Origin of the sequence: Tenuifilum sp. 4138str (assembly GCF_041102575.1) — a bacterium.
GTDB classification, from domain to species: domain Bacteria; phylum Bacteroidota; class Bacteroidia; order Bacteroidales; family Tenuifilaceae; genus Tenuifilum; species Tenuifilum osseticum.
In genome coordinates this window covers 109893-130932 of sequence record NZ_JBGCUE010000005.1, presented here as the reverse complement: position 1 = coordinate 130932, position 21040 = coordinate 109893, and the positions used below count along the sequence as shown (strand labels likewise).

At 42.1% G+C, this 21040-nt stretch carries 17 protein-coding genes; 3 read left to right on the top strand and 14 right to left on the bottom strand.

Annotated elements, in window-relative coordinates; genetic code table 11:
* Positions 1-455: 455 nt before the first annotated feature.
* Entirely contained in the window at positions 456-1487 is a 1032-nt protein-coding gene (locus tag AB6811_RS06855) for a T9SS type A sorting domain-containing protein (protein ID WP_369489702.1), read from the bottom strand.
* A 112-nt stretch (positions 1488-1599) separates the two neighbouring features.
* Here AB6811_RS06855 and AB6811_RS06850 point away from each other — a divergent pair, with 112 nt between their 5' ends.
* On the top strand, positions 1600-2286 hold the full coding sequence (locus tag AB6811_RS06850) for a tRNA/rRNA methyltransferase (protein WP_369489701.1): 687 nt from the start codon (positions 1600-1602) through the stop codon (positions 2284-2286).
* An 83-nt stretch (positions 2287-2369) separates the two neighbouring features.
* On the opposite strand, the gene AB6811_RS06845 is transcribed toward AB6811_RS06850, so the two are convergent.
* The 6 genes from AB6811_RS06845 to AB6811_RS06820 form a co-directional block, all read right to left on the bottom strand.
* Entirely contained in the window at positions 2370-2756 is a 387-nt protein-coding gene (locus AB6811_RS06845) for a DUF2784 domain-containing protein (RefSeq protein WP_369489700.1), read from the bottom strand.
* 3 nt (positions 2757-2759) lie between these two features.
* The gene (locus AB6811_RS06840) at positions 2760-3962 is read right to left on the bottom strand and encodes a 6-phosphofructokinase (protein ID WP_369489699.1); all 1203 of its coding nucleotides are present in this window, start codon (positions 3960-3962) and stop codon (positions 2760-2762) included.
* A 183-nt stretch (positions 3963-4145) separates the two neighbouring features.
* Complete coding sequence (locus tag AB6811_RS06835; RefSeq protein WP_369489698.1) at positions 4146-5414, bottom strand: thiamine pyrophosphate-dependent enzyme; 1269 nt, start codon at positions 5412-5414, stop codon at positions 4146-4148.
* On the bottom strand, positions 5407-6531 hold the full coding sequence (locus AB6811_RS06830; protein ID WP_369489697.1) for a hypothetical protein: 1125 nt from the start codon (positions 6529-6531) through the stop codon (positions 5407-5409). Before AB6811_RS06830 ends, AB6811_RS06835 begins: the two co-directional genes overlap by 8 nt.
* Complete coding sequence (locus AB6811_RS06825) at positions 6518-7732, bottom strand: CaiB/BaiF CoA transferase family protein (RefSeq protein ID WP_369489696.1); 1215 nt, start codon at positions 7730-7732, stop codon at positions 6518-6520. The genes AB6811_RS06830 and AB6811_RS06825 overlap by 14 nt, the downstream gene beginning before the upstream one ends.
* Before the next feature lie 16 nt (positions 7733-7748).
* On the bottom strand, positions 7749-9191 hold the full coding sequence (locus AB6811_RS06820) for a sodium:solute symporter family protein (protein WP_369489695.1): 1443 nt from the start codon (positions 9189-9191) through the stop codon (positions 7749-7751).
* Positions 9192-9437: 246 nt separating this feature from the next.
* On the opposite strand from AB6811_RS06820, the gene AB6811_RS06815 reads away from it, so the two are divergent.
* Complete coding sequence (locus AB6811_RS06815) at positions 9438-12362, top strand: cation:proton antiporter (RefSeq protein ID WP_369489694.1); 2925 nt, start codon at positions 9438-9440, stop codon at positions 12360-12362.
* On the opposite strand, the gene AB6811_RS06810 is transcribed toward AB6811_RS06815, so the two are convergent.
* Positions 12359-12823: a YciI family protein gene (locus AB6811_RS06810; protein WP_369489693.1), complete on the bottom strand. Its 465-nt coding sequence runs from the start codon at positions 12821-12823 to the stop codon at positions 12359-12361. The genes AB6811_RS06815 and AB6811_RS06810 overlap by 4 nt on opposite strands.
* 148 nt (positions 12824-12971) lie before the next feature.
* On the opposite strand from AB6811_RS06810, the gene AB6811_RS06805 reads away from it, so the two are divergent.
* A complete protein-coding gene (locus AB6811_RS06805) occupies positions 12972-14117 on the top strand; it encodes a DUF819 family protein (protein WP_369489692.1) in 1146 nt (381 codons plus the stop codon).
* A 41-nt stretch (positions 14118-14158) separates the two neighbouring features.
* Here AB6811_RS06805 and omp85 read toward each other — a convergent pair whose 3' ends face one another.
* From omp85 to AB6811_RS06775, 6 genes are all read right to left on the bottom strand, one after another.
* A complete protein-coding gene (omp85, locus tag AB6811_RS06800; protein WP_369489691.1) occupies positions 14159-15508 on the bottom strand; it encodes an Omp85 family outer membrane protein in 1350 nt (449 codons plus the stop codon).
* 444 nt (positions 15509-15952) lie between these two features.
* Entirely contained in the window at positions 15953-17563 is a 1611-nt protein-coding gene (locus tag AB6811_RS06795; RefSeq protein WP_369489690.1) for a YfcC family protein, read from the bottom strand.
* A gap of 59 nt (positions 17564-17622) precedes the next feature.
* Positions 17623-18348, bottom strand: a complete 726-nt coding sequence (locus AB6811_RS06790) for a CBS domain-containing protein (protein ID WP_369489689.1) — start codon at positions 18346-18348, stop codon at positions 17623-17625.
* Positions 18330-19250: a tRNA (adenosine(37)-N6)-dimethylallyltransferase MiaA gene (miaA, locus tag AB6811_RS06785; protein WP_369489688.1), complete on the bottom strand. Its 921-nt coding sequence runs from the start codon at positions 19248-19250 to the stop codon at positions 18330-18332. Before miaA ends, AB6811_RS06790 begins: the two co-directional genes overlap by 19 nt.
* Before the next feature lie 40 nt (positions 19251-19290).
* Positions 19291-19824: an IS1096 element passenger TnpR family protein gene (locus tag AB6811_RS06780; protein ID WP_369489687.1), complete on the bottom strand. Its 534-nt coding sequence runs from the start codon at positions 19822-19824 to the stop codon at positions 19291-19293.
* A gap of 71 nt (positions 19825-19895) precedes the next feature.
* On the bottom strand, positions 19896-20936 hold the full coding sequence (locus AB6811_RS06775) for an aldehyde dehydrogenase family protein (protein WP_369489686.1): 1041 nt from the start codon (positions 20934-20936) through the stop codon (positions 19896-19898).
* Positions 20937-21040 lie beyond the last annotated feature (104 nt).

The following is a 21040-nucleotide window of genomic DNA, read 5'->3' as shown; positions in this document are numbered from 1 at the left end:
ATAGCCAAAAACATTGAGTTCTTGAAATCTGTTTAATAAATTTTAGGGAAATGGGTCAATATCATACCCAATAACCATGAATTAGCAAGTTCAACCAGGCTGATTTTTGAGGAATGAGTCGGAATGAATCGGAATAGGCAGAATATGATGGAGTTAGAGGAAGTTAGAGGAATAGTTAAAAGTGAAAAGTGAACAGCAAAACCGAAGTACCATGAAATAACAAATTAAAATGGACTGAAAAGAATGGGGATGCGTAAACATTTTTATCAATTGACGAATCGACTAACAAAATCTAATCGTTCCGAGATCTCGGAATGTAAGATTTTGATGAGTCGGGATTACCTCGATAAGTCAATAGAAACAAGTTATTTGAATATTTTAATGTATTTCTATTGACTAGTCTTGGTTAATATAAAAGCCGGGGTTACCCGGCCTTCAATAAAGATATTTAACATCTATAGTTCCAACAGCTTGCGTGTTTCCTCAATTTGACCAACCTTTAGCTTGAGTATGTAAGCACCACTGGTTAAGCCCAGGGACTTTGCAGAGAACTCATAGTGTTTTAGGCCAGAATCGAGGGTGTTGTTCTCAATTTCCTTTACCAGCTTTCCGCTCATATCGTAGATGCTAAGGTTAACCTGATCCCGTTGGGCCATGGTAAACTCAATCTTGACCCTATCGGTGTATGGATTAGGGTAAGCGCTTAAGCTGAGAGCTGAAATTTGATTGGTTGGAATTGATGTGGTAGCATTCATCACATTGCTATTATACGCAGCACGAGTACTTACAACTGGTTCTGAGTTCTCGCCTTTGACCTCGCTACGGATTAGGACTAGTACTGGAAACCTATGCTGTGCCACATACCAACGGTAGGTTATATCGGTGATTAAAGCCGAACCGCTACTGAAAACCTGTTTGGTGGTTCTAACCTCCTTAACACGAAGCACATTATTAAGAGTCTGACCGTTTGGAAGTATCAACTTTCCAAAGCCATCGCCCTCAACCTGGTAAGTGCCGGAGATTGTACCAATTACATTATCGTTTACAATATAATTACCCTCGTAATTGCCACTGTAAAAATCGCCATAGCTAAATGGGTAACGCATTTTAATAAAGGGTTTGCTATACTCAAAGCGGGTTACCCCATTTGCCGACATGTAACCAACCTGCTCAAGACTTGCTGGGGTTGATTCAAAAACAAAGAAGTTTCCGAACTCCTCAAGTACCACATTACCCTTGGTAAACTTGCTGCAACACTTTGAAGTGTAAAAACCTTCAATATTACCGGTAAAAGAATTCTGAACCTGCAACTTGCTGAAGTCCCATACCACGTTGCTCCCCGACTGTCCGGGCTCAACATAGCTAGTTAGAACCATTGGGTTCTTTAAATCGGCAAAGAAACCATGGGTTTCCTGCGTTAGCTTTACCTGGGCTGCTGTAATGGTTACGCCCGATGCAAAAATGGCAAATAGTAAAATCTTTTTCATACGATTACCCTTTTGTGTAAAAACAAATTTAATCATACAGCCAACTCAAATCAATAGATTAAGGCAAATAGTTCTAATTTCATTGTTAATTTTGCGATAATTCCTAAAAGTGATGAAAATTGTATTTATTCTTGTGGAACCTGCTGTGCCTGAGAATGTTGGCGCAGCAGCCCGAGCCCTGAAAACAATGGGTTTCAGCGACTTACGACTGGTAAACCCTTGCGATTACCTTTCGGTTGATGCCCGCAAGCTGGCACACGCCTCTAACGATATCCTAGAGAATGCCAGTGTTTATAATACACTTGAGGAAGCACTGCACGATATCGATTTTGCCTTTGCCACGTCGGCCCGCGACAGGTGGATAAAGTTGGATATTATCGACAGCCATGAAATGCCAAAATTTATCGAGGGGAAAGGCGACACAATCAGCAATGTGGCCGTTGTATTTGGCCGAGAGGAGTCGGGGCTTACCAACCACGAGATAAATCTTTGCCAAAGGGTTACCACTATTCCGCTTAAAACTAAATACCCATCGCTAAACCTGGCACAATCGGTGATGGTTTATGCCTATATTCTATCGGGAATCAACTTAGGCGTGAACCAAGCAGCCAAAGCCGACACCTCCCAATCGTTTCAGGCACTTTCAAAAAAAGTTGATGCAGTAATGAAGGCTATTGACCTTGGACCCGATAAGCTTATATACGGTAGGCTCATGGAGCGCCTCAGCGAACTAGGTGAGCAGGATATTAAACTGCTGCACTCCATAACAACCGAGCTAATTCAGAAACTGAACAGGTAAATGAAAAAATTGGATTGAAAACAATAAATCAGAAGTCAGAATCTCAATATCAATATAATATAAAACCCATTCATCCATCAACTTTATCCTTTATCCTTTATCCTTAATCCCCTAACGTTCAGAATAACTGAAGTAACTAAAGCCACCATAAAACAAATTAGGGTAGCGCTATCAACCAGTGTATCGTCAACTTTTAGCTGTAAAAGCCTATTTAGCAAATAGGATACATACGATGTTTCTTGAGGTGTTCTGCCAAGTCCTTGGAGCACCCTGAAGTGCCAATCAGTTAAAGGACAATAGCCCCAACCGTAGAATATGCCAAGCCCAAACCAGCTGAGACCTGTAAGAATAAGCAAGGCCAGATTCCACCTCCGGAACCTGGCCCATATCCAACCCAATAGATTAAATAGTACTATGAATGCATGCAACCCAACAAAAAAGTAGTCAAGTATTTGAAGGATTATATGCATTTATTACTCGCTGGTCATGATGAACAGTGGTTGCATCTCAAAGCTCTTATAGAACGGACGTAAACGTTCAGTATTATAGTAACGCTCCACGTTCACAATCTTCTTCTTGCTGGTAACCACATCAATAGGCATATTATCGTAACGACCATTCTTAAGAACTACAAGCCTTCCGTGAACACCCTTCAGGATAAGATCGAGTGCAAGGTTTCCAAATGCCATGGGGACAATGGAATCAATAGCATCGGGCTCTCCACCCCGAACCAAATAGCCAAGGTTCTGACTTATAATGTTTATGGTTTTACCGTTGTTGAACTTGGGCGTTAGCTCCTTAATCTTTCGGGATACAATATCGCCAATACCACCGAGCTTAGCATGTCCAAAAGCATCGCGTTCGCTACTCTGGAAAACCATTTGCTCAAGGCCTTCAAAGGTAGCCCCCTCCGAAACCAAAACTGTTGAGTACTTACTTGGGTTTCGATTTCTATCCTCAACTAACAGCTCGGTAAGCCGTTCAATGTTGAATTTGTGCTCAGGTATTACGCAGCGGTTAGCCACGCCAGCCATGGTAGGAAGCATGGCGGTAAATCCGGCATATCGGCCAAAAACCTCCATCACCAGTATTCGTTCATGCGAGCCTGCCGAGGTTCGTAACATATCGGTTAATGCAATAGTGCGTGTAACGCAAGTGCTAAACCCTATGCAGTAATCAGTTCCGGGAACATCGTTATCCATGGTTTTAGGGATAGCTATCACCTTAAACCCTTCCTGGTAAAGCCTAACGCCATAGCTGAGGGTATCGTCACCCCCAATGGGTATTAGGTAGTCGATGCCCAAAAAAGATAAATTTTTAATAACCTCAGGTGTTAAATCGTTTATATCCTTGTTATATTTTGCTTTTAGGTGTTCGGGTACATTATCCTTTGCAACCTTAGCAGGGTTTGTGCGCGAGGTATGTAAAAATGTTCCACCGGTACGAAATGCTTTATTAACACGCTCCTCAGTTAAAACCTCAAAGCAATGGCTATTATCCACTTGCTTATCGCGGATAATCTCAATCAAACCAGCCCAACCACGTCGTATTCCAATCACGCTAAAACCTTCGCGTAACGCCCTGATGGTTATAGCTCGTATGGCTGGGTTAAGTCCGGGCACATCGCCCCCGCCAGTAAGTATTGCAATAATTGGAGATTTCTTTTGCTGTTCCATAGCTTTAAATTTTAATTTAAAAACGATTAAATATAAGTTTATTCTGAGCTAAAGTCAATAGAAAAAAAGAGCTACCCATATTGGGCAGCCCTTGAAATTGCTTTAAATAAACTAACTTAAACCCAAGTTCGTCGATAGAAACAGGTAGTTTAACTATTTATTGTGTTCCTATTGATATCTCGGTCAAAACTGCAACAAACTTTCGATATTTACTTTTTCGGCTATTTTATTGGAAAGGAAAACATCTTTGAGAGCCTCAATTGGGTAGAATTTTTCATAATGAACGGCATAGAAAACAGCATACATGGCGCTATTCTTTGCCCCTACCCTCTCGCGGAAAGGAACTTTAACAATGCGAGCACCGGTTTCAGGCGCATCCAATGTTTCATCAATATAGATAACTCCTCCTTTCATTCTGCCAGCCGCTGCGCGGGCATAGCCCAAACCGTCGGTCGATGTGATTATAAGTACATCGGGAACAGGCGAGCCAGTGTAAAGAATCTGCTTAGGAGAAACTATTACCTCCGATGCCGAGAATCCAACACCAACCGTAACCGGGTAACTCCCTTTTTTTGTACTATTAAGACCCGCTACTATGGCAGCCTTTGCCATGAATTCGGCAGCCGACTGAACACCCTCGCCAGCAGAACCCGACAACATTATGCTAAATGGCCTCTCAATACTGCTGGAGTACTTGGGTTTCACCTCAAATTTGTCCGAAATCAAACTCTTAGGTTCGCTGTTAATAGGTGTTTTGAACGAATTACCCTTGCCATCGGCATAAACCTTAACGTTCCAACCGGCATCCTCAACGAGCTTGCTAAGCTTCATTCCCGGATTCGATTTTACACCGTAGCTGGGGCAAATCTCCATGACCTCAACAAGTGAGAACCCAGGGGCTGTAAATGCTTTGGCCAGCGAATCGGAATAATCGCCAATACCAATCACACGTTCAACGTACGATGCTCCAGCAGCAACCATTAGCTCACAGATGTCATAGCCAGGTTTTGTACTTCCCTCGGGGAGAGTAGGCGTTTTAAAACCACACGGGGTAAACTCAGATGGTTGACCACCGGTCATACCGTAAAGCATGTTGTTGTGTACCACAACTGTCATGTCAAAGCCCAAGTGAGCTCCACCAATCAAATGCTGCATGCCAATGGTTGCACCACCATCGCCGGTGAAAACTATCACCTTTTTGCCGGGATTATTTAAACCCGCAGTAATACCGGCAGCCAAAGCCGATGAGCGACCATGCAGCCCATGAACGGTATGCGTTAGGAAGCTCTTATCCACAATTCCATGGCATCCAATATCGGTAACCAGTACCACGTCGAGGGGGTTGACATTAAGTTTTTGTAAGGCCTTCTCAGTATTTTGGGCTACCAACGCATGCCCACAACCCTTGCAAAACGGTAACTGGGCATCGGTTAAGAAACGGGTATTACTCATAGCGCATTACCTCCTCAACTATTTCGGTTGGACTTATCATTTTAGCAATTCCATTTACACCGCTAACACCCTTACGGCCGGCAGCGCCAAACAGCAGGTGACGCAGTTGCCCGGTAAGGTTTTCCTCAACCACCACCACTCTGGTATAGCGGTTAGCAATATCAACATAAATCTGTGGTATTGGAAGAAGTGTTTTTGCTACCAAAAGCGAAACCTTCTTGCCCTTCTCTCTAAGGTGAACAACAGCCTCGCGCGAAGCCTGCGAAGAAATGTCGTAGGTAATAATTAAGGTTTCAGAACCTTGCTGCTCATCAAGCTCATATGTGGTATATTCATCAATATTCCTACGCAACTTTTGCTCAAGGCGCTTGGTGTTTTCAATGGCTTCCGGAAGAACATTTTGTAGGATTCCCTTGGTATCGTGGGTTGATGCTGTAATACGAACCTGATGCTTGTTTTGGCTTACTGGTAAAAAGTCAGGCACCAGGGTTTCATCAGCCTTGTAAGGCAGGTAAGTCCCCTCACCTTTATAGTGCTTAACTTTTTTGGGCTGAATCTCAGGAAGGTTTGACCAGTCGAACGACTGAAGGGTCATCACCATCTCCTTTGATGTTAGAAGCACAACCGGCGTACGAAGTTCAATGGCAGTGTGCACGGCTTTAGCCGATAGCTCCCAGCAATCGTGATAGTTACTAATTGAAAAAGTGGGTATTGAGTAACCACCCGACATAGTACCATAAACCACATTCAAATCGCCCTGTGCGCCGCAGGTTGCGGTACCTGTTGCTGGTCCAAGACGTTGAACTAGCACTATTACCATGGGTAACTCCATCATGGCAGCCATGCCAATTGATTCAACCATCAGGGCATATCCGGGATAAGAGGTAGCCGTAACAGGCACATGACCAGCCACTGCAAAACCACTCATCCATTGTAGCGTGGTAATTTCATCGGGGGCAGCCAGCATGGTGGGGAAACGCTTGCTGGCATAAAGGTAAAGCAAGTTGGCGGGTGTTATAGGATAGCCCACAAAGGTATCGGCGCCAGCCCGTACCAAGGCTTCGGTTATTAATCTCGAACCATCAATAAAAGCAAGGTTCTTTTTACTTTCGTGCATATACTACCTTTTTTTCAATTAAACTATTAATTTCCTTAGCTGAGTAGCCCAGCATCTCCTTAAGAACAGACATGGTATGCTCACCGTAATGCGGGGGAGCCTGAAGCTTAATGGGCTTAGTATTTTCACCCATACTGAAAGCTACTGTTCGTAATCCCTTTATTGGCATACCCGATGTTGTTTTGCTCTCCATCACTAAATCCTGCACCTCAGGGAGTTCAAAAACCTCCTTCATGTTGAACACTCCGCCAGCCGGAATAGCGCGTTTCTCAAACTTCGCCAATAAGTAATCGCGATTGAACTTTGAAATGTGCTCTTGCACAGCATTGTTGCACTCCATGCGGTGCTTAACCCTATTGAAATTGGTTGAGAAACGTTCATCGGTAGCCAGTTCGGGTTTTCCAAGTACTGTGCAAAGTTCAGCAAACTGCTTATCGTTACCAATGGCAAGCACTAAGGGTTTTCCATCGGCTGTATAGAATATTTTACCGTAAGGTACAATATTGGGATGCTCAGAGCCCATTCGTTCAGGGATTTTGTTACCAACCAACCAGTTAGTAGCCTGATTGGCCAGAGCAGCAACACCTGATTTTATCAGGCTTGTTTCAATGAAAGCTCCTTCACCTTTTCTCTCCCGGTTAAGTAAAGCCAGCAAAATGGCCTCTTTAAGTTGATGCCCAGCCAGTAAATCCATAAGGGCTACGGGCATCTTAACGGGTTGGCCATCGGGCTCGCCATTCATGTAGGTAAAACCGCTTTCGGCCTGAATGATAGCATCATAACCGGCACGTTTATTCTTAAGACCATAGCCTGTTATTTGGGCATAAATAATTGACTTGTTATGTTGCTTTAAGGTGTTGTAATCTACCTTGAGCTTTTCGGCATCGCCGGGCTTGTAGCTGGCTAAAACAATATCGCAAACCTTGGCCAGGCGGTAAACTACCTCAAGCCCTTCGGGCTTATTCAAATCGAGAGCTATTGATTTTTTGCCCCAGTTCACGCAGCTGAAGTAACCCGAAATATCAGTCTTAGGGTCTTCGGTTGTTAACTTCCAGGTTCGTGTAACATCGCCGCACGTAACCGAGTTTTCAACTTTAATTACGCTTGCGCCCATCTCGGCTAAAGCCACTCCAACACTTGGCCCGGCCAAAACGTTGGCCAATTCAAGCACTTTTATCCCAAATAGTGGACCTCGTTGCATTATCTGCGAGTGTTAATTACTCCTTTACAAAAAACTTTCTGCGGATATATCCAAATACTAAGGCAGCTAAAGCGAAAAGAACTGCTCCGTAGGTTTTATCGAGATGGAACCAGTTAAGCTTATTGGCTACAATACATAGGAATACGGCTATTGTACCACCGATAAATGCAAGTTTTACAGTAAAAACATCAATCCATCCCCTGAAATAAATACCGGCAATAATTACAATTGCACCAATAGCACGAATTGCATAGCTTATATAGGCTGAATCGAGCACTCCCGCCTTGAAGTAGTATGCCAGTGGAATAGTAATAAGGCTAACAATAATAACCAGGCGACGAGCAATTTGCAGTACCTTTTGCTCATCGGCCTCAGGGTTAATAAAACCATGATAGATATCTTTTGTAGCAATGGTAACTACAGCAAAGTTAACAGGTCCAACAGTTGAGAGAATTGCTGCCAGAATACCTGCCAGAGCCAATCCACCCAAAATGGGATGAATGAACTGTGGGTTTACCAAAAGGTTAGTCATTGCAACTTTTGCAGTGAAAGAGGGAGCGTTAGCGCCAATTTCAAAAACACCAGTAGCAGCAATTAGACCCAGTATAGCAGCCATTACCCCAAACGGAGCAATATAAGCACTTGATAGAATTGAAGCTTTCTTGGCAACTTCAGGGGTTCGGGCAGCAAAAATTGGCTGAATACTTGCCTGAGCGGCCATTCCGCCAAGAACTCCTCCAAGAAGCAAGCTGAAAGCCTCGTTAAAGCTAACACCAAAGGGGTTATAGATGCTACCCACTGCACCTTTAGCGGCAAGCAATTCCTGTAGATGCGCAAAACCTCCAATTTTAACAACACCAATCACCATGGCTGTTCCAAGTCCAATAAACATAACTACAAGGTGAACTATTGATGTAATGGCTAAAGCATGCATACCTCCGATATAGGTATAAAGCGTTATAACACCAGCACCAATTATAACAGCATAAACCCAATCAATTTGAAATATAGAACTCATTACACTGGTTGCGGTTTGGAGCTGAACGTATGCCAACGTTATGTATGCAATTAGAAATGCAATTGCCGAAACCCTTTTAGCATGAATGCCAAAGAGATGCTCCAGCATTTCACTTACAGTATGAACATTGTTTTTGCGGTAATGCTTAGCTACGGTAAAACCAATGATTATCATACCTAATGATGTAGCCACGTTGTAAAGAATTGGCTGAAACGAGAGCTTCTGAAAAGCCTTTTCGCTAACGCCAATAGTGCTCATACCGCCTAGCCATTCAGCAGCAACTACCACTGAACATAGCAAAATTCCAAGGTTCCGGCCCGCCACCAAGTAATCGGCAACCGAACGCGATGCCACTTTCCGGGTTAAAAACGATACCCCTACTACTATTGCAAAGTATGCAATAACAATCCAAAAGTAAATGTTACCAAGTAAAGCTTCCATAAGAAATTATCTGTTTTTTAGTATTTATGTTTTTAAAATTTGGCTGCCAAATTAATCAAATATTTATCACCCTATCATATATTTTTTAACATTTTTTTACCCATTCCTTAATTTTTGTTTCAAAATGTAACCAAAACTATCTGATATGGAAACTATTCCTAACTATCTAAACAAATGGTTGCTGATTTAAACAAATATTTGACTTGCACTCCTTTTTTCGTAAATTGCTTAAAATATTCATTTGGTATGAAAAGATTGCTTATTCTATCGACAATATTAGCCCTAAGCCTGAATTTGGGGTTTGCCATTCAAAAAGAGCATGTTAAAAACGATAGCTTATCACACAAGAGTCAAACTGAGGCTGTTCATGCAACCAAAATGGTTTCGGAAATTGAGAACCAAGATGAAGTAACCGAAGGCTCACATGAAGGGCACGGCCTAAACCTTGCTCCTTTCCTTTTCATTATTCTATCGTTGTTTATTGGAACTGCTACTCGGCACCTGTTAAGCAAAGGGTTATTACCATACACCATTATGCTTTTAATTATTGGACTGATTTTAGGATTGCTTACCCGATTTGATGTTCTACAGGCTGTTGGATTGGGTATTATTGGGCAAGCGGTTCAATGGGCAGGAAATATCGACCCGCACCTGATTCTTTACCTTTTCCTGCCAACCCTTATTTTCGAGGCAGCCTATGCCCTTCACATACACACCTTTAAAAAATCGTTGGTTAATGCGGTAATACTTGCCGTTCCCGGTATAATGGTTGCAATTGTGATAACAGCTTTTGCTCTTCTGCTCATCAAATCGATAGGTATTGGTTTAAACGAGTGGACAATACTACTTGCCTTCCTATTTGGCGCCATAATCAGCGCAACCGACCCGGTGGCTGTTGTGGCTATCCTTAAGGAAGTAGGAGCAAGCAAAAGGCTTTCAACCATTACCGAAAGCGAGTCGATGCTTAACGATGGTACAGCTATCGTACTCTTCATGACCATATTTGGCCTAATTACGGGCGAGGCTGGAGGTAATGCCTTTATTGAGTTCTTGAAGGTTTCGTTGGGCGGTGTGCTTGTGGGAGCAGTTATCGGTTGGGGAATACTTTCGTGGCTTAAGAAAGTATTTAACGATGCGTTAATAGAGATAACTGTAGTGATTGGGGCTGCTTACCTGTCGTTCTACATTGCCGAATCGGTTTTGCACGTATCGGGTGTTATTGCTGTGGTAACATTGGGTATTTCCATGGCAGGGCCAGGAAAAACAAAAGTCAGCCCTGAGGTTACCCACTTCCTTCATGAGTTCTGGGAATTGGCAGCATTTATTGCAAACACCCTAATTTTCATCATAGTTGGTGTTGTTATTGCGCAGCAGGTCAACTACACTTTAAGCGACCTTAAAGTTTTGTTACTGGTATATGTTACCATTCATATTGCACGCCTTGGAACCATCTACGTTTTTTACCCCCTGATGCGCCGAATTGGCTATGGTATAGCCTTTAAAGATTCAATTGTTCTATGGTGGGGTGGACTAAGGGGCGCTGTAGCGCTTGCCTTAGCACTGATTGTTGCCATTGATAGCCGTATTCCCTTTGAACCCCGCAACCAGCTGCTATCACTTACTGCCGGTATTGTTATTTTGACTTCACTTATAAACGCCACTACGGTACGTTGGCTCATTGATAAGCTTGGCCTCTCCAAAATTGGTGATATCAAGGCAGGCCTTATGATGCAATCGCTACAACAAATTAGGCTAAGCGGCGAGAAGGAAATTGAAAAGTTCAAAGAAAATAGGTACATGTCCGGAGCCGATTGGGACAAAGTATCGAGTTTCCTTATTGATGCCAATGCAGTGGAGGAAAAACCTCAACACTTTAACCTGGAAGATGCCATTGCTGAAACCCGTAAACGTCTGCTCCAGAAAGAGAAGGAAAGTTACTGGCGACAGTTCAGCATGGGTATGCTTAGCTCCGAAGGGGTAAACCTACTCTCTGACCAAATTGATGCCCTGCTCGATTTTGGCGGAAAAATTCCCCTTTCGGAACGACAAGATATCGAAAATATTTGGACTACACCCAAAACAATAGCTAAGCTTCAGAATCTCCCGCTAGTTGGCAGAATTTGGAAACGTAAATTCCTAAACCGTTTAGCATTGAGTTATGATTGTGCCAGAGCCTTTGTGGCCGCTCAGGAAGAGAATCAAAAATCACTTTCTAGCCTTATTATTGGTTTCTCATTAGGGGTAGCGGAGTCGTCGAAAGAAACTGAACTACTTAGCGCCCTTGAGGATGAGCTAAACGAGAACCGCATTACTGGGCAAACCTTCCTCCGAAATTTACGGGAGAAATACCCAGATATTTGTAGGAATATTGAAACCTTACTTGCCTCGCGCTCACTCCTGAACCAACAGGAGGAAATGTTAGAACGTTTAAAGAAACAGGGACGCCTGGAACCCGATGAGGTGGAACGAATTCAGGCATACATACACTCCTCAATGAAGCAACTAATTGACACCTCCCTAAAGGAGAACACAGAACTAAAGGTGGCTGCTGCTCTTAGGAATACTCCCGGCTTAAACAATCTATCAAAAGATGCCCAGCAGTTCCTAATCACTAAAGGGCAGCTAAAAATTTACCCCGAAGGAAGTGTCATAGCTAAACAAGACTCTGATCCCGATGGTATTTATATTATCATCAATGGTACGGTAAATTACTATAAATCCGAAACCCTAACCGGCGTAAAGGAGATTTCCGATGTTTTTGGGGCATACGAGTGGTTTATATCTTCTAAGCTACGTTACACCTTTACTGCTGAGACCCCTGTTACACTGATCAAAATAAACACTTCAACCATTAAGTTGCTTACCAACAAATTCCCTGAAACAAAACGTTTGCTGCAATTTAGCGCTTCTGCCGATATCGCTCTTGAGCTTCTTAAACAAAACGAAAAATTTAGTGAACAATCCATCCGTAAGCTCAGAACCCTTATCCGAAATGCAGAGCTATTTGAGCTGAATGATGGTGAAAAACACCGTTTTTCAGGTTCAGCATGTATTCTGGTTAAGGGTCAGGCTATTACTGAAGAGCAGGATACCTTGTTCACTGCACCGGCAATACTTGACGAGTGTAACTTTAGAAGTAAAGGTGATGCTTTAGCCCTTATTTTACCTTAAGGCTTTTTAGCCTCAACCATGGGCTGAAAACGCTTGTATGTAGGCAAAGCAGCGGGGCCATACCAAAAGAAATACTCCGCATCGAACAATCCGAATTTTACTGCAGGATTGGCATTTATCAATTTTTGAGCTTCTTCTGTTTTGCTTGTGTTAAGAATGTAAAAGCTCCTGAAGTTTTTATCATTCTTACCCATTGGCCCTGTAACTATGAGCGTTCCGCTGTTTGTCATCTCATTTATTGCATCAACATGTCCCTTGTATAGCCACTGGAGCGAGTCGCGACTCTTTATCTGTTTTGTACCAGTCTTAAGCATAACCATCACATACCACTTCATACCATACTCATCGGCTCCAAGGGAGTCGGCAAGGGCTTTGTTGTAATTGGAAACAGGGGTTTGACCCTGTGCCTGAGTAGTGGTTGCAAAAAGAATTAGCAACGCCGAAAAGCAAAACAACCTCATTTTCTGCAACTTTATTCTTATCTGTATAAAAAATCAAGCCAAGTTAATTAAAAAATGTTAATTATGCAACCTGAAAGTTCGTATTTATTTATCAACAGTTTTTAAAAAAAATTGCTATACTTACAACCGGTTTTAAAATCAATTTACAATGGCTCAAATTTTACTTGTTTTATTCTACTTATTAATTCCGTTTGTTATTCTTCATCTATGTCATAAGTTTCCTTTTGTCAACAAATTAGGGGCTGTATTTATTGCATACCTGGTGGGGTTAATAGTAGGCAACATTGGTATTTTACCCGAATGGGCTGGAAGTATTCAGGATACCCTAACAACCATAACAGTTCCACTAGCCATTCCATTGTTGCTCTTCTCCTCAAACCTGAAGCAATGGAAAAGTATGGCAGGGAAAGCCATGGTATCGCTATTAATCGGAATAACATCGGTAGTAGCAATTGTAATTGCAGGTTACTTTATTTTCATGGGCAAAGGAATGGCTGATTTATGGAAAGTAAGCGGAATGCTTATTGGAGTATATACAGGAGGTACTCCCAACCTAGCATCGCTCAAAATGATGCTAAATGTTGATCCAGACGTTTACATCCTTACCCATACCTATGACATGATAATTTCCACAGTTTTCCTTGCGTTTTTAATGACTGTTGGGAAAAAGTTCTTCTCGCTATTCCTGCCAGCCTTTAAGGATGATAACATGGAGGAAGTTGAGTACACTAACGGCAGCGACCCATTCTGGGGAATTTTTAAGCGTGAAATATTTTACCCTTTGCTAAAAGCATACGGATTAACTATACTTATTTTCGCCATTGCTGGTGGTTTATCGCTTTTGGTGCCTAAAAATAGCCAAGTTGTGGTTGTTATACTTACCATTACCACTTTAAGTATCGTTGCATCAACCTTTAAAAAGATAAACGCCATTGAGAAAACCTTTGAATCGGGGATGTACCTTATACTGATATTTAGTGTGGTTGTAGCCTCCATGGCCGATATAAGCCGGTTTGCAGGCTTAACACCCGGGTTATTTGGATACATTACCCTTGCAGTATTGGGTTCGTTATTCCTTCAGGTTGTACTAGGAAAAATATTCAAGGTAGATGTCGATACCACTATAATCACCTCCACAGCTCTAATCTGTTCTCCTCCATTTGTTCCGGTTGTTGCTGCAGCAATAAACAATCGAAAAGTAATTCTTTCGGGGATAACTATTGGAATTATTGGCTATGCTGTAGGAAATTACCTTGGGTTTGCCATAGCCGAACTTCTAAAAACCATTCAATAAAAAAGCCGGCCTAAGGCCGGCTTTAAAATTTCAGTTAGCAGCTAGAATAAAAAGTTAAGTCCAATGTAGGTTCCTGATAGTCCATCGTCCTTGGTCATAGCACGACCATGGTCAACTGCAATTACAAAGTTTTGGTTCATCACAACACGCAAGCCAAGTCCCCAGCTGGTATGCAATTTCTCTTTGTCATTGCTAAAGTAATCCGATGGGGAGTATGGAACCTCAATAAAATTGGGTACCTCAACATCAACTTTACGTACCACCTGACCACCATCTACAAAAGCGTTAAGCGATAGGTAAAAGTTTTGGTTGATGAAGTGAAAGCGAGCGAACTTCCAACGCATTTCAAAGTTGCCATAGGCAATTCCATCGCCCACTACCCGGTTACGAATTATACCACGCAAGCTTTTAGCACCACCAAGCCCCTCGTTGGTTGCGCCCCTTAAGAAAATTGTTGTCATGTTGGGTTGCAGGTAGAACGGGCATGTTCCGAAAAGGGTTCCCTGATAACCCAGCCTGTAAACAAACGATAGCCTCTCATGAACTAATGTGAAATACTGACGGTGAATAATACTTAGCTTTGCATGCTGGTACTTACTTCCAATGCCTAAAAACGACGGAGCATAGGTTATAACCGCCTCGGTCCACATCCCTTTCATGGGATTGGGTTCGTTATCGCGAGTATCGTAAACCGCACCAACTTTCAGGTAGGTAACAAATCCACCATTCTTTTCATCTTCACCAATCAATCCCCAGTTAATGTAGCGCTGGTAAAGTCCACCTCCTACATAGGGTAACTTATCGGCTTCATCTTTCCCCCTATTCAGCTTGTCAACATCAACCGTATCAATTTTAAAATCATACAGGCCTATACCGGCAACCCAGCCAAACTTTTCGTTTTTTAGTTTCCCTTGCAGGTCGGTAGTAAACCTCAACAGTTTCCTATCGTACTTATAGAATGCACGGCTGCGGTAATCGGCGCTTTCGTCATCGGCCCAGTCCAAATTGAATACCGATTCGTATCCGTTAAAACCATAAAAGTCATACATCTTATCAGTTAAATACGAAAGGTCAGCAGTCACCCTGAGCCCGGGAATAACATACTTTGAATCGTAAAACAATCGGTTTATACCACTACCCTTAGTGAAGCGCGAGACCTCAGCGTAAACGTTATGCTTGTACTTGGGGTAAATTGTACCATCGCCGTAGTGGAAAAGGTTTACCAATGCTCCATACTCAAAACCAAGGTCGGTATCGTAGGCTACCACGGGTAACCCTCCAACATTCCAACCCGATTTTACTTTTTCAACTTTTTTGTCATCGCTGGTTTGCTGGGCAAATAATCCCGTAACGGTAAATAGTATCGCAGCAAGTAGTATTAACTTCCTCATAGATTTAGTTTTATGGTTTTCTCAAAACTAAGGATTTTTTTAATAGGTAGATACAACTAATAGAATGAATAGAAATATTTAAACCGAAGTACTATGAATTAACAAATACAAATGGGCTAATATTAGAGGAATGAGTTGGAATGAACCTGAATGAACCTGAATGAGTCGGAATGAATCGGAATGAGCCGGAATGTGAGGAAGTTAGATGAAGTTAGAGGAAGTTAGAGGAAGTTAGAGGAATAGTGAACAGTGAACAGCTAAACCGAAGTTCCATGAATTAACAAAATAATTTGGGCTGATGAAAATGGAGAGGCGGTAACATTTTTACAGGAAATCATGATGGATTGGGTATGAACATGAATAAAAAGTTACCGCCCCGCATTGCAGGTTTTTAATGTTCTTCACACCTGTTTCAGAGTTTCACAGTAATTCCTGGCCACTTTTCTAGAATCCGCTTAGCGGAACGAATAGAGTTGGTAGAAGTAGTAGGAATCCGGTAATAATAAGTATTATCATTAAGGGAAGGAACCACCTAAACCACTTGTTGTAAGGAATACGGGCAATGCTAAGCACTCCAACCATTACCCCCGATGTTGGAGTTATTAGATTTGTGAAACCTCCACCTAGCTGGTAAACCGTTACCGTGGTTTGACGGCTTATCCCAATTAAATCGGAAAACTGCGACATCAATGGAATGGTAAGCGCAGCCTTAGCCGAACCCGATGCAATTATGAGATTCAATAGATTGTAAAATACATACATAATGGCAATGGATGTAACCTTACCATAACCCATCATAGCTTCGGCCGAGTAGTTCAGCAGTGAATCGATTATACGCCCTTGCTCCAGTATTACAACAATACCGCTTGCCAAACCAACAACAAGTGCTGCCGACATGATATCCTTTGCTCCAGCAATAAACGAACGTGCAAGGTCGTTTGCATTTTTTCCAAATGCAATCCCAGCCAGCAAACCCATCACCAGGAAGAGTGTTGCTATCTCCTTGATATACCAGCCATATCCCATTACACCCACTATCAAAAATAGAATGGTGAAAAGCAGTATATTAACTATGAAAAGCTGAACCGAATGTCTTAGCGCCAAAATTCCAACCAAAATCCATACAACCGTAGCAATCGGAATAATTGGTACAGAGATGATGCTTTGCCCCACAACCAAATGGCTTATTGGGTAATAGTATGAAAAAATGGCAAAAACTACCGCTAGCCCAATAAATGTAGCCCACGCGCTCTTGCCGGGTTTTGATTTGGTTCCGTTCTCCTCATGAGCCGCTTTGTGCCTCCAGTACTCATCAATTTCATAAACGGGCGATAGTTTTGGATTCTTTTTAATCCTACGGGCATACCAAATCACATAGCCAATGCCTATAGTGTTTATAACCAACCATATAACAAACCTATACTCAATGCCCGAAAATAGCTGAATCCCCGACAAACCCTGAGCAATACCAATGGTAAAAGGATTTAGTAAGGCGCTTGCAAAGCCTAAACCCGCACCCAGGAAACATAAGCTTATTCCCACAATGGAATCGTAGCCCATACTTATGGCAAGCGGTACAAAAATCACAACAAAAGCAATGGTTTCTTCACTCATACCAATTACCGCACCAAAAAAGCTGAAGCAAATCATAATTAGTGTTATAACAAGATTATCGACACCAATCACCTTTAGCGGTTTAAACCGCTCAATACGTTTGGTAAAGTTTAGGAACGAAAGAATAGCAACATCAAGCGCCTTACTCTCATTGAGCAACCAAAATGCCCCACCAATCATTAGAATGTAAAAAATGATATCGTAAGTTCGCTTCATTCCCTGAAAAATAGATGTAAACACTTGCCAGGTCTGTGGTTGATTATCAACCTGGTGGAAGGAACCCGGGACAATTACCTCACGGTCGATACCATTAACGTTCTTTACCTCCCTGGCAAATTCTCCCCCCGGTACAAACCAGGTCAAAACCGCAGCAAAAACAATAAGAGCAAAAATAATTACATAGGTATGCGGAAATTCACTCTTTTTCTTTTCCTGTTCCATGTTCATAGTGTTTTGATATAATACGGTTTCAAGGCTACTTGCCCCTAATCCGTACAAAACTAATGTTTAACTTTTAATTGCCCAATAATAGAAGGGAAATCGCTTGGGGTTATAATTCCAACCAGTAAACTGTCGGGTTTACCTTTCTGCGTCACTAAAGCCGCTTGCAGGTAAGCACCATTTCGAACTGAATTATTGAAAAGGCCTATCAACGATACAACATCGGTATTTTCCGATACTATACAGTAATCGTCATCATCGATATAATTTAAAAGTTGACTAACCGGAGTGTTATCAATTATTCCAGAGCTATTAACCAACCATCGCGCAATGGTTTTGGCTGTAATAAGTCCGATTATTTTGCCGTTTTCCACTACCGGGCATCGCATGAATCCCTTTTCGGCGAAGGTAGTTAAAACCTCCTTTACAGAAGCACTAGGTGATACACTATAGGGATTTAACTTCATTACTGTTTTCACAACCGGCGGGTTTTGCAGCAGGTTTTTGATGTGAATAACTTCCTGCACAACATCTGGATGGGGCTCAGCAATTATGAAATTCTGCCTGCGGGTATGAACTATTGCATTCCTAAGCTGCGAGAATTCCTTTAAATCCGATGCATAGTAATTCACAACCTGGTTTAAGCTACGAGCTTTGCGCAGCAAGTCCGAAAAATTGGTAGTATATTCATCCTTGCATATTTCCTTTAGGCTCCGCTCAATTTCAGTGAAAACCTCAAGGAATATTTCGGAATTGCGCTTATTTGCTAGTTCTTGGTTCTGCATAACCTTTCGATATATTCAATTATTTCGGTTTGATTATCGGGGTTAAACCAACAAATGTCGTTATCCCTAGCCCACCATGTCAGCTGCCGTTTGGCATACCGACGTGTATTCCGCTTAATAAGTTCTATAGCCTGTTCAAGGGTTATTTCACCGTCGAGGTATTGAAATATCTCCTTGTAACCTACCGTATTAAGGGCATTATAATTTCTAAAACCTACAAGTTGCTTTACCTCATCAACCAAACCCAGCTCAATCATTTGGTCAACCCTTTTATTTATTCGCTCATACAACTCTTCGCGCGGTCGGGTTAAACCAATTTTTATGGGTATGAATGGTCGCTCCTTTTTGGGTGCTGTTAAAAATGAGCTAAAGGTTTTGCCTGTTTGCAGGCAAACCTCAACAGCCTTTAATACCCTTTGCGGATTCTTCAAATCAACCTGATTGTAGTATTCTGGGTCAAGTATTTTAAGCTGATGCCTTAAGCTCTCAATACCCTCGGTTTTTAGCTGTTGCTGTAACATTTTTCTCAGCTCAGGGTCAGGTGTGGGAAAATCGTCAATTCCATTTAGAAGCGCATCAATGTAAAGCCCTGAACCGCCTACAAGTATTGCAAAATCGTTGCTAAGGTAGATTTGCTTGAGCAAGTCGAGTGCCTCGAGCTCAAACATGCCACAGCTGTAACGTTCAGCAACCGACTTGTGCCCAATAAAGTAATGCTGCGCCTGCGATAATTCCCACTCCGTGGGAAAGGCTGTACCTATTCGCATCTCCCGGTAAAACTGACGGGAATCGCACGAAATGATTGGTGTATTGAAGTGTTTAGCCAATTTAAGGCTCAACTCCGTTTTCCCCACTCCGGTTGGTCCCAAAAGAACAATCAGATATTTATCGGGTAAGGACATTAATCAGCCCAGGTTAAAATGAAGGAATAAATGAAGTAGGTTACCACTCATCCTTATCCTCAAAACCTAAATTGCCCAACCCATCTTCATCGTTATACTCATCAAAAATATCATCTATTTCATTGGGCTCTTCAAGTGGGATATCTTCCTCAAAGGCAAAATCCTCAGCTAGCTGAATAGGTGCATCGCCAACCGATGCGGTACAAACCGGATATTTCACAGCAGGATTGGGTTCAAGTATGTCAATTAGCTCAATGAAAAGGCTTCGGTCAGTAAAAATATCGTACACGTAAAGCAAACGCTCCCTACGGTTGCACATCAACTCCTTAATTTTTACCTTATCCATGGGTATGGCAGCCATCTCGGTATCGTTCTGCATGTCAATCAGCGTAAGTTCCATCCCCTTGTTCCATTGCTCATCGGCCAAAAAGAACGAGGCTAGCTGACCAGGGTCAAAACCTAGGTTTTCCTGTATAGCCTTATGGAAAGTGTAAAAAGTACTATCTGCATCTACCTCAAAATCGCGCAGGAATAGCTCATCCTCGTCCGATAGCATTCTAAACTTGTAAATCATCGCAATAAGTTTATTAATACAAAAATAGCATCAATATTGAACATTTCTAAAAAATTCGAGGAAAAAACCATTTACCCTAATGTTCCTAAGAACTCAATGGTATCTACTCCGTCGGAGTAATCGTTCAGCTTAGGTTTTTGGGTATCGCCTAATTGAACTCTCCGGCTATGGTCTATACTTAGCTGCGTAGCAACGCATTGAATTTTTGAATCGTTTACTTTGATATAATCAATAGCCGAATTAATCCCCGAATACTCCTGGTAGTTAACCGTGGCAACCTGAGCATCGAGTTTCTCATTTGGCACAATTAGGGCAAAACCTGTATCGAGGTGGGGTGTTTGGTTCATTAACAGTATCGTTCTATTATACTCGTAATTATTGGCATACCTATGGTGATTTACAAGATTTTTCCATCTACTCATACTACCAATTAGCCTATTAAAATTATACCCTTCAGGGACAAGTAGTTTTGACACATTTCTGCATCCTAGGCCAAAATAGGTAAAAATATCGTCGGAAAGTAGTGCTAATTCATCGTCGGTTTCATTGCCCGACAGTAATGCCAACCCATTCCTATGCCCACGTATCAACGATGGGTAGTTCCGGAAGTAAAAGTCAAAGTAGCGAACTGAGCTATCGCTACCCGTTGCTATAACCGCATCGTAACCCTTAATTGGGCCTTCGGATACTTGGATGCAATCGCCAAATGCAGGTTCAATGTCAATCAGCATTTTAGCAACAGCCCCCATTAAATCCCCATCCTTTGACGAAAGTTTGATAATGATTTTATGGCCAGCAATGAGGACACACAGAAAATCGTGGAATCCAACCAGGGGAATATTCCCTGCCATTATAACCCCAACGTTTTTTTTAAGGTCTGGGTTAAAGTATTGTTCCGGATATACTTTTATCCACTCTTCAAGTTTATCGGTGTGTAGCCACTCATGGGCAATTGAGTCAACCGCACAAATCACATTTTCAGGAGTAAACCACGGGTTAATATGTTGAGCAGTAAGGGCATTATGTCCTAACGGGTGATTTGGATCACGAACCGCAACGGGTAACTGTTGCCCGAGCTTAACAAACGCGTTAATCCTTTTTTCTAATTTCATGTCGAATGTTTATTGATCTGCAAACCTAATCGATTTTTTGTTTCAATTTGTATGATTTAGCTTTTAGTGAACCAGAAAGTTTAAACTTATACCTAAATTTGAAA

Bases quoted from the DNA above. Each gene is read 5' to 3' on its own strand.
- AB6811_RS06855 (WP_369489702.1), bottom strand. From the start codon at position 1,487: ATGAAAAAGATTTTACTATTTGCCATTTTTGCATCGGGCGTAACCATT.
- AB6811_RS06850 (WP_369489701.1), top strand. From the start codon at position 1,600: ATGAAAATTGTATTTATTCTTGTGGAACCTGCTGTGCCTGAGAATGTT.
- AB6811_RS06845 (WP_369489700.1), bottom strand. From the start codon at position 2,756: ATGCATATAATCCTTCAAATACTTGACTACTTTTTTGTTGGGTTGCAT.
- AB6811_RS06840 (WP_369489699.1), bottom strand. From the start codon at position 3,962: ATGGAACAGCAAAAGAAATCTCCAATTATTGCAATACTTACTGGCGGG.
- AB6811_RS06835 (WP_369489698.1), bottom strand. From the start codon at position 5,414: ATGAGTAATACCCGTTTCTTAACCGATGCCCAGTTACCGTTTTGCAAG.
- AB6811_RS06830 (WP_369489697.1), bottom strand. From the start codon at position 6,531: ATGCACGAAAGTAAAAAGAACCTTGCTTTTATTGATGGTTCGAGATTA.
- AB6811_RS06825 (WP_369489696.1), bottom strand. From the start codon at position 7,732: ATGCAACGAGGTCCACTATTTGGGATAAAAGTGCTTGAATTGGCCAAC.
- AB6811_RS06820 (WP_369489695.1), bottom strand. From the start codon at position 9,191: ATGGAAGCTTTACTTGGTAACATTTACTTTTGGATTGTTATTGCATAC.
- AB6811_RS06815 (WP_369489694.1), top strand. From the start codon at position 9,438: ATGAAAAGATTGCTTATTCTATCGACAATATTAGCCCTAAGCCTGAAT.
- AB6811_RS06810 (WP_369489693.1), bottom strand. From the start codon at position 12,823: ATGAGGTTGTTTTGCTTTTCGGCGTTGCTAATTCTTTTTGCAACCACT.
- AB6811_RS06805 (WP_369489692.1), top strand. From the start codon at position 12,972: ATGGCTCAAATTTTACTTGTTTTATTCTACTTATTAATTCCGTTTGTT.
- omp85 (WP_369489691.1), bottom strand. From the start codon at position 15,508: ATGAGGAAGTTAATACTACTTGCTGCGATACTATTTACCGTTACGGGA.
- AB6811_RS06795 (WP_369489690.1), bottom strand. From the start codon at position 17,563: ATGGAACAGGAAAAGAAAAAGAGTGAATTTCCGCATACCTATGTAATT.
- AB6811_RS06790 (WP_369489689.1), bottom strand. From the start codon at position 18,348: ATGCAGAACCAAGAACTAGCAAATAAGCGCAATTCCGAAATATTCCTT.
- miaA (WP_369489688.1), bottom strand. From the start codon at position 19,250: ATGTCCTTACCCGATAAATATCTGATTGTTCTTTTGGGACCAACCGGA.
- AB6811_RS06780 (WP_369489687.1), bottom strand. From the start codon at position 19,824: ATGATTTACAAGTTTAGAATGCTATCGGACGAGGATGAGCTATTCCTG.
- AB6811_RS06775 (WP_369489686.1), bottom strand. From the start codon at position 20,936: ATGAAATTAGAAAAAAGGATTAACGCGTTTGTTAAGCTCGGGCAACAG.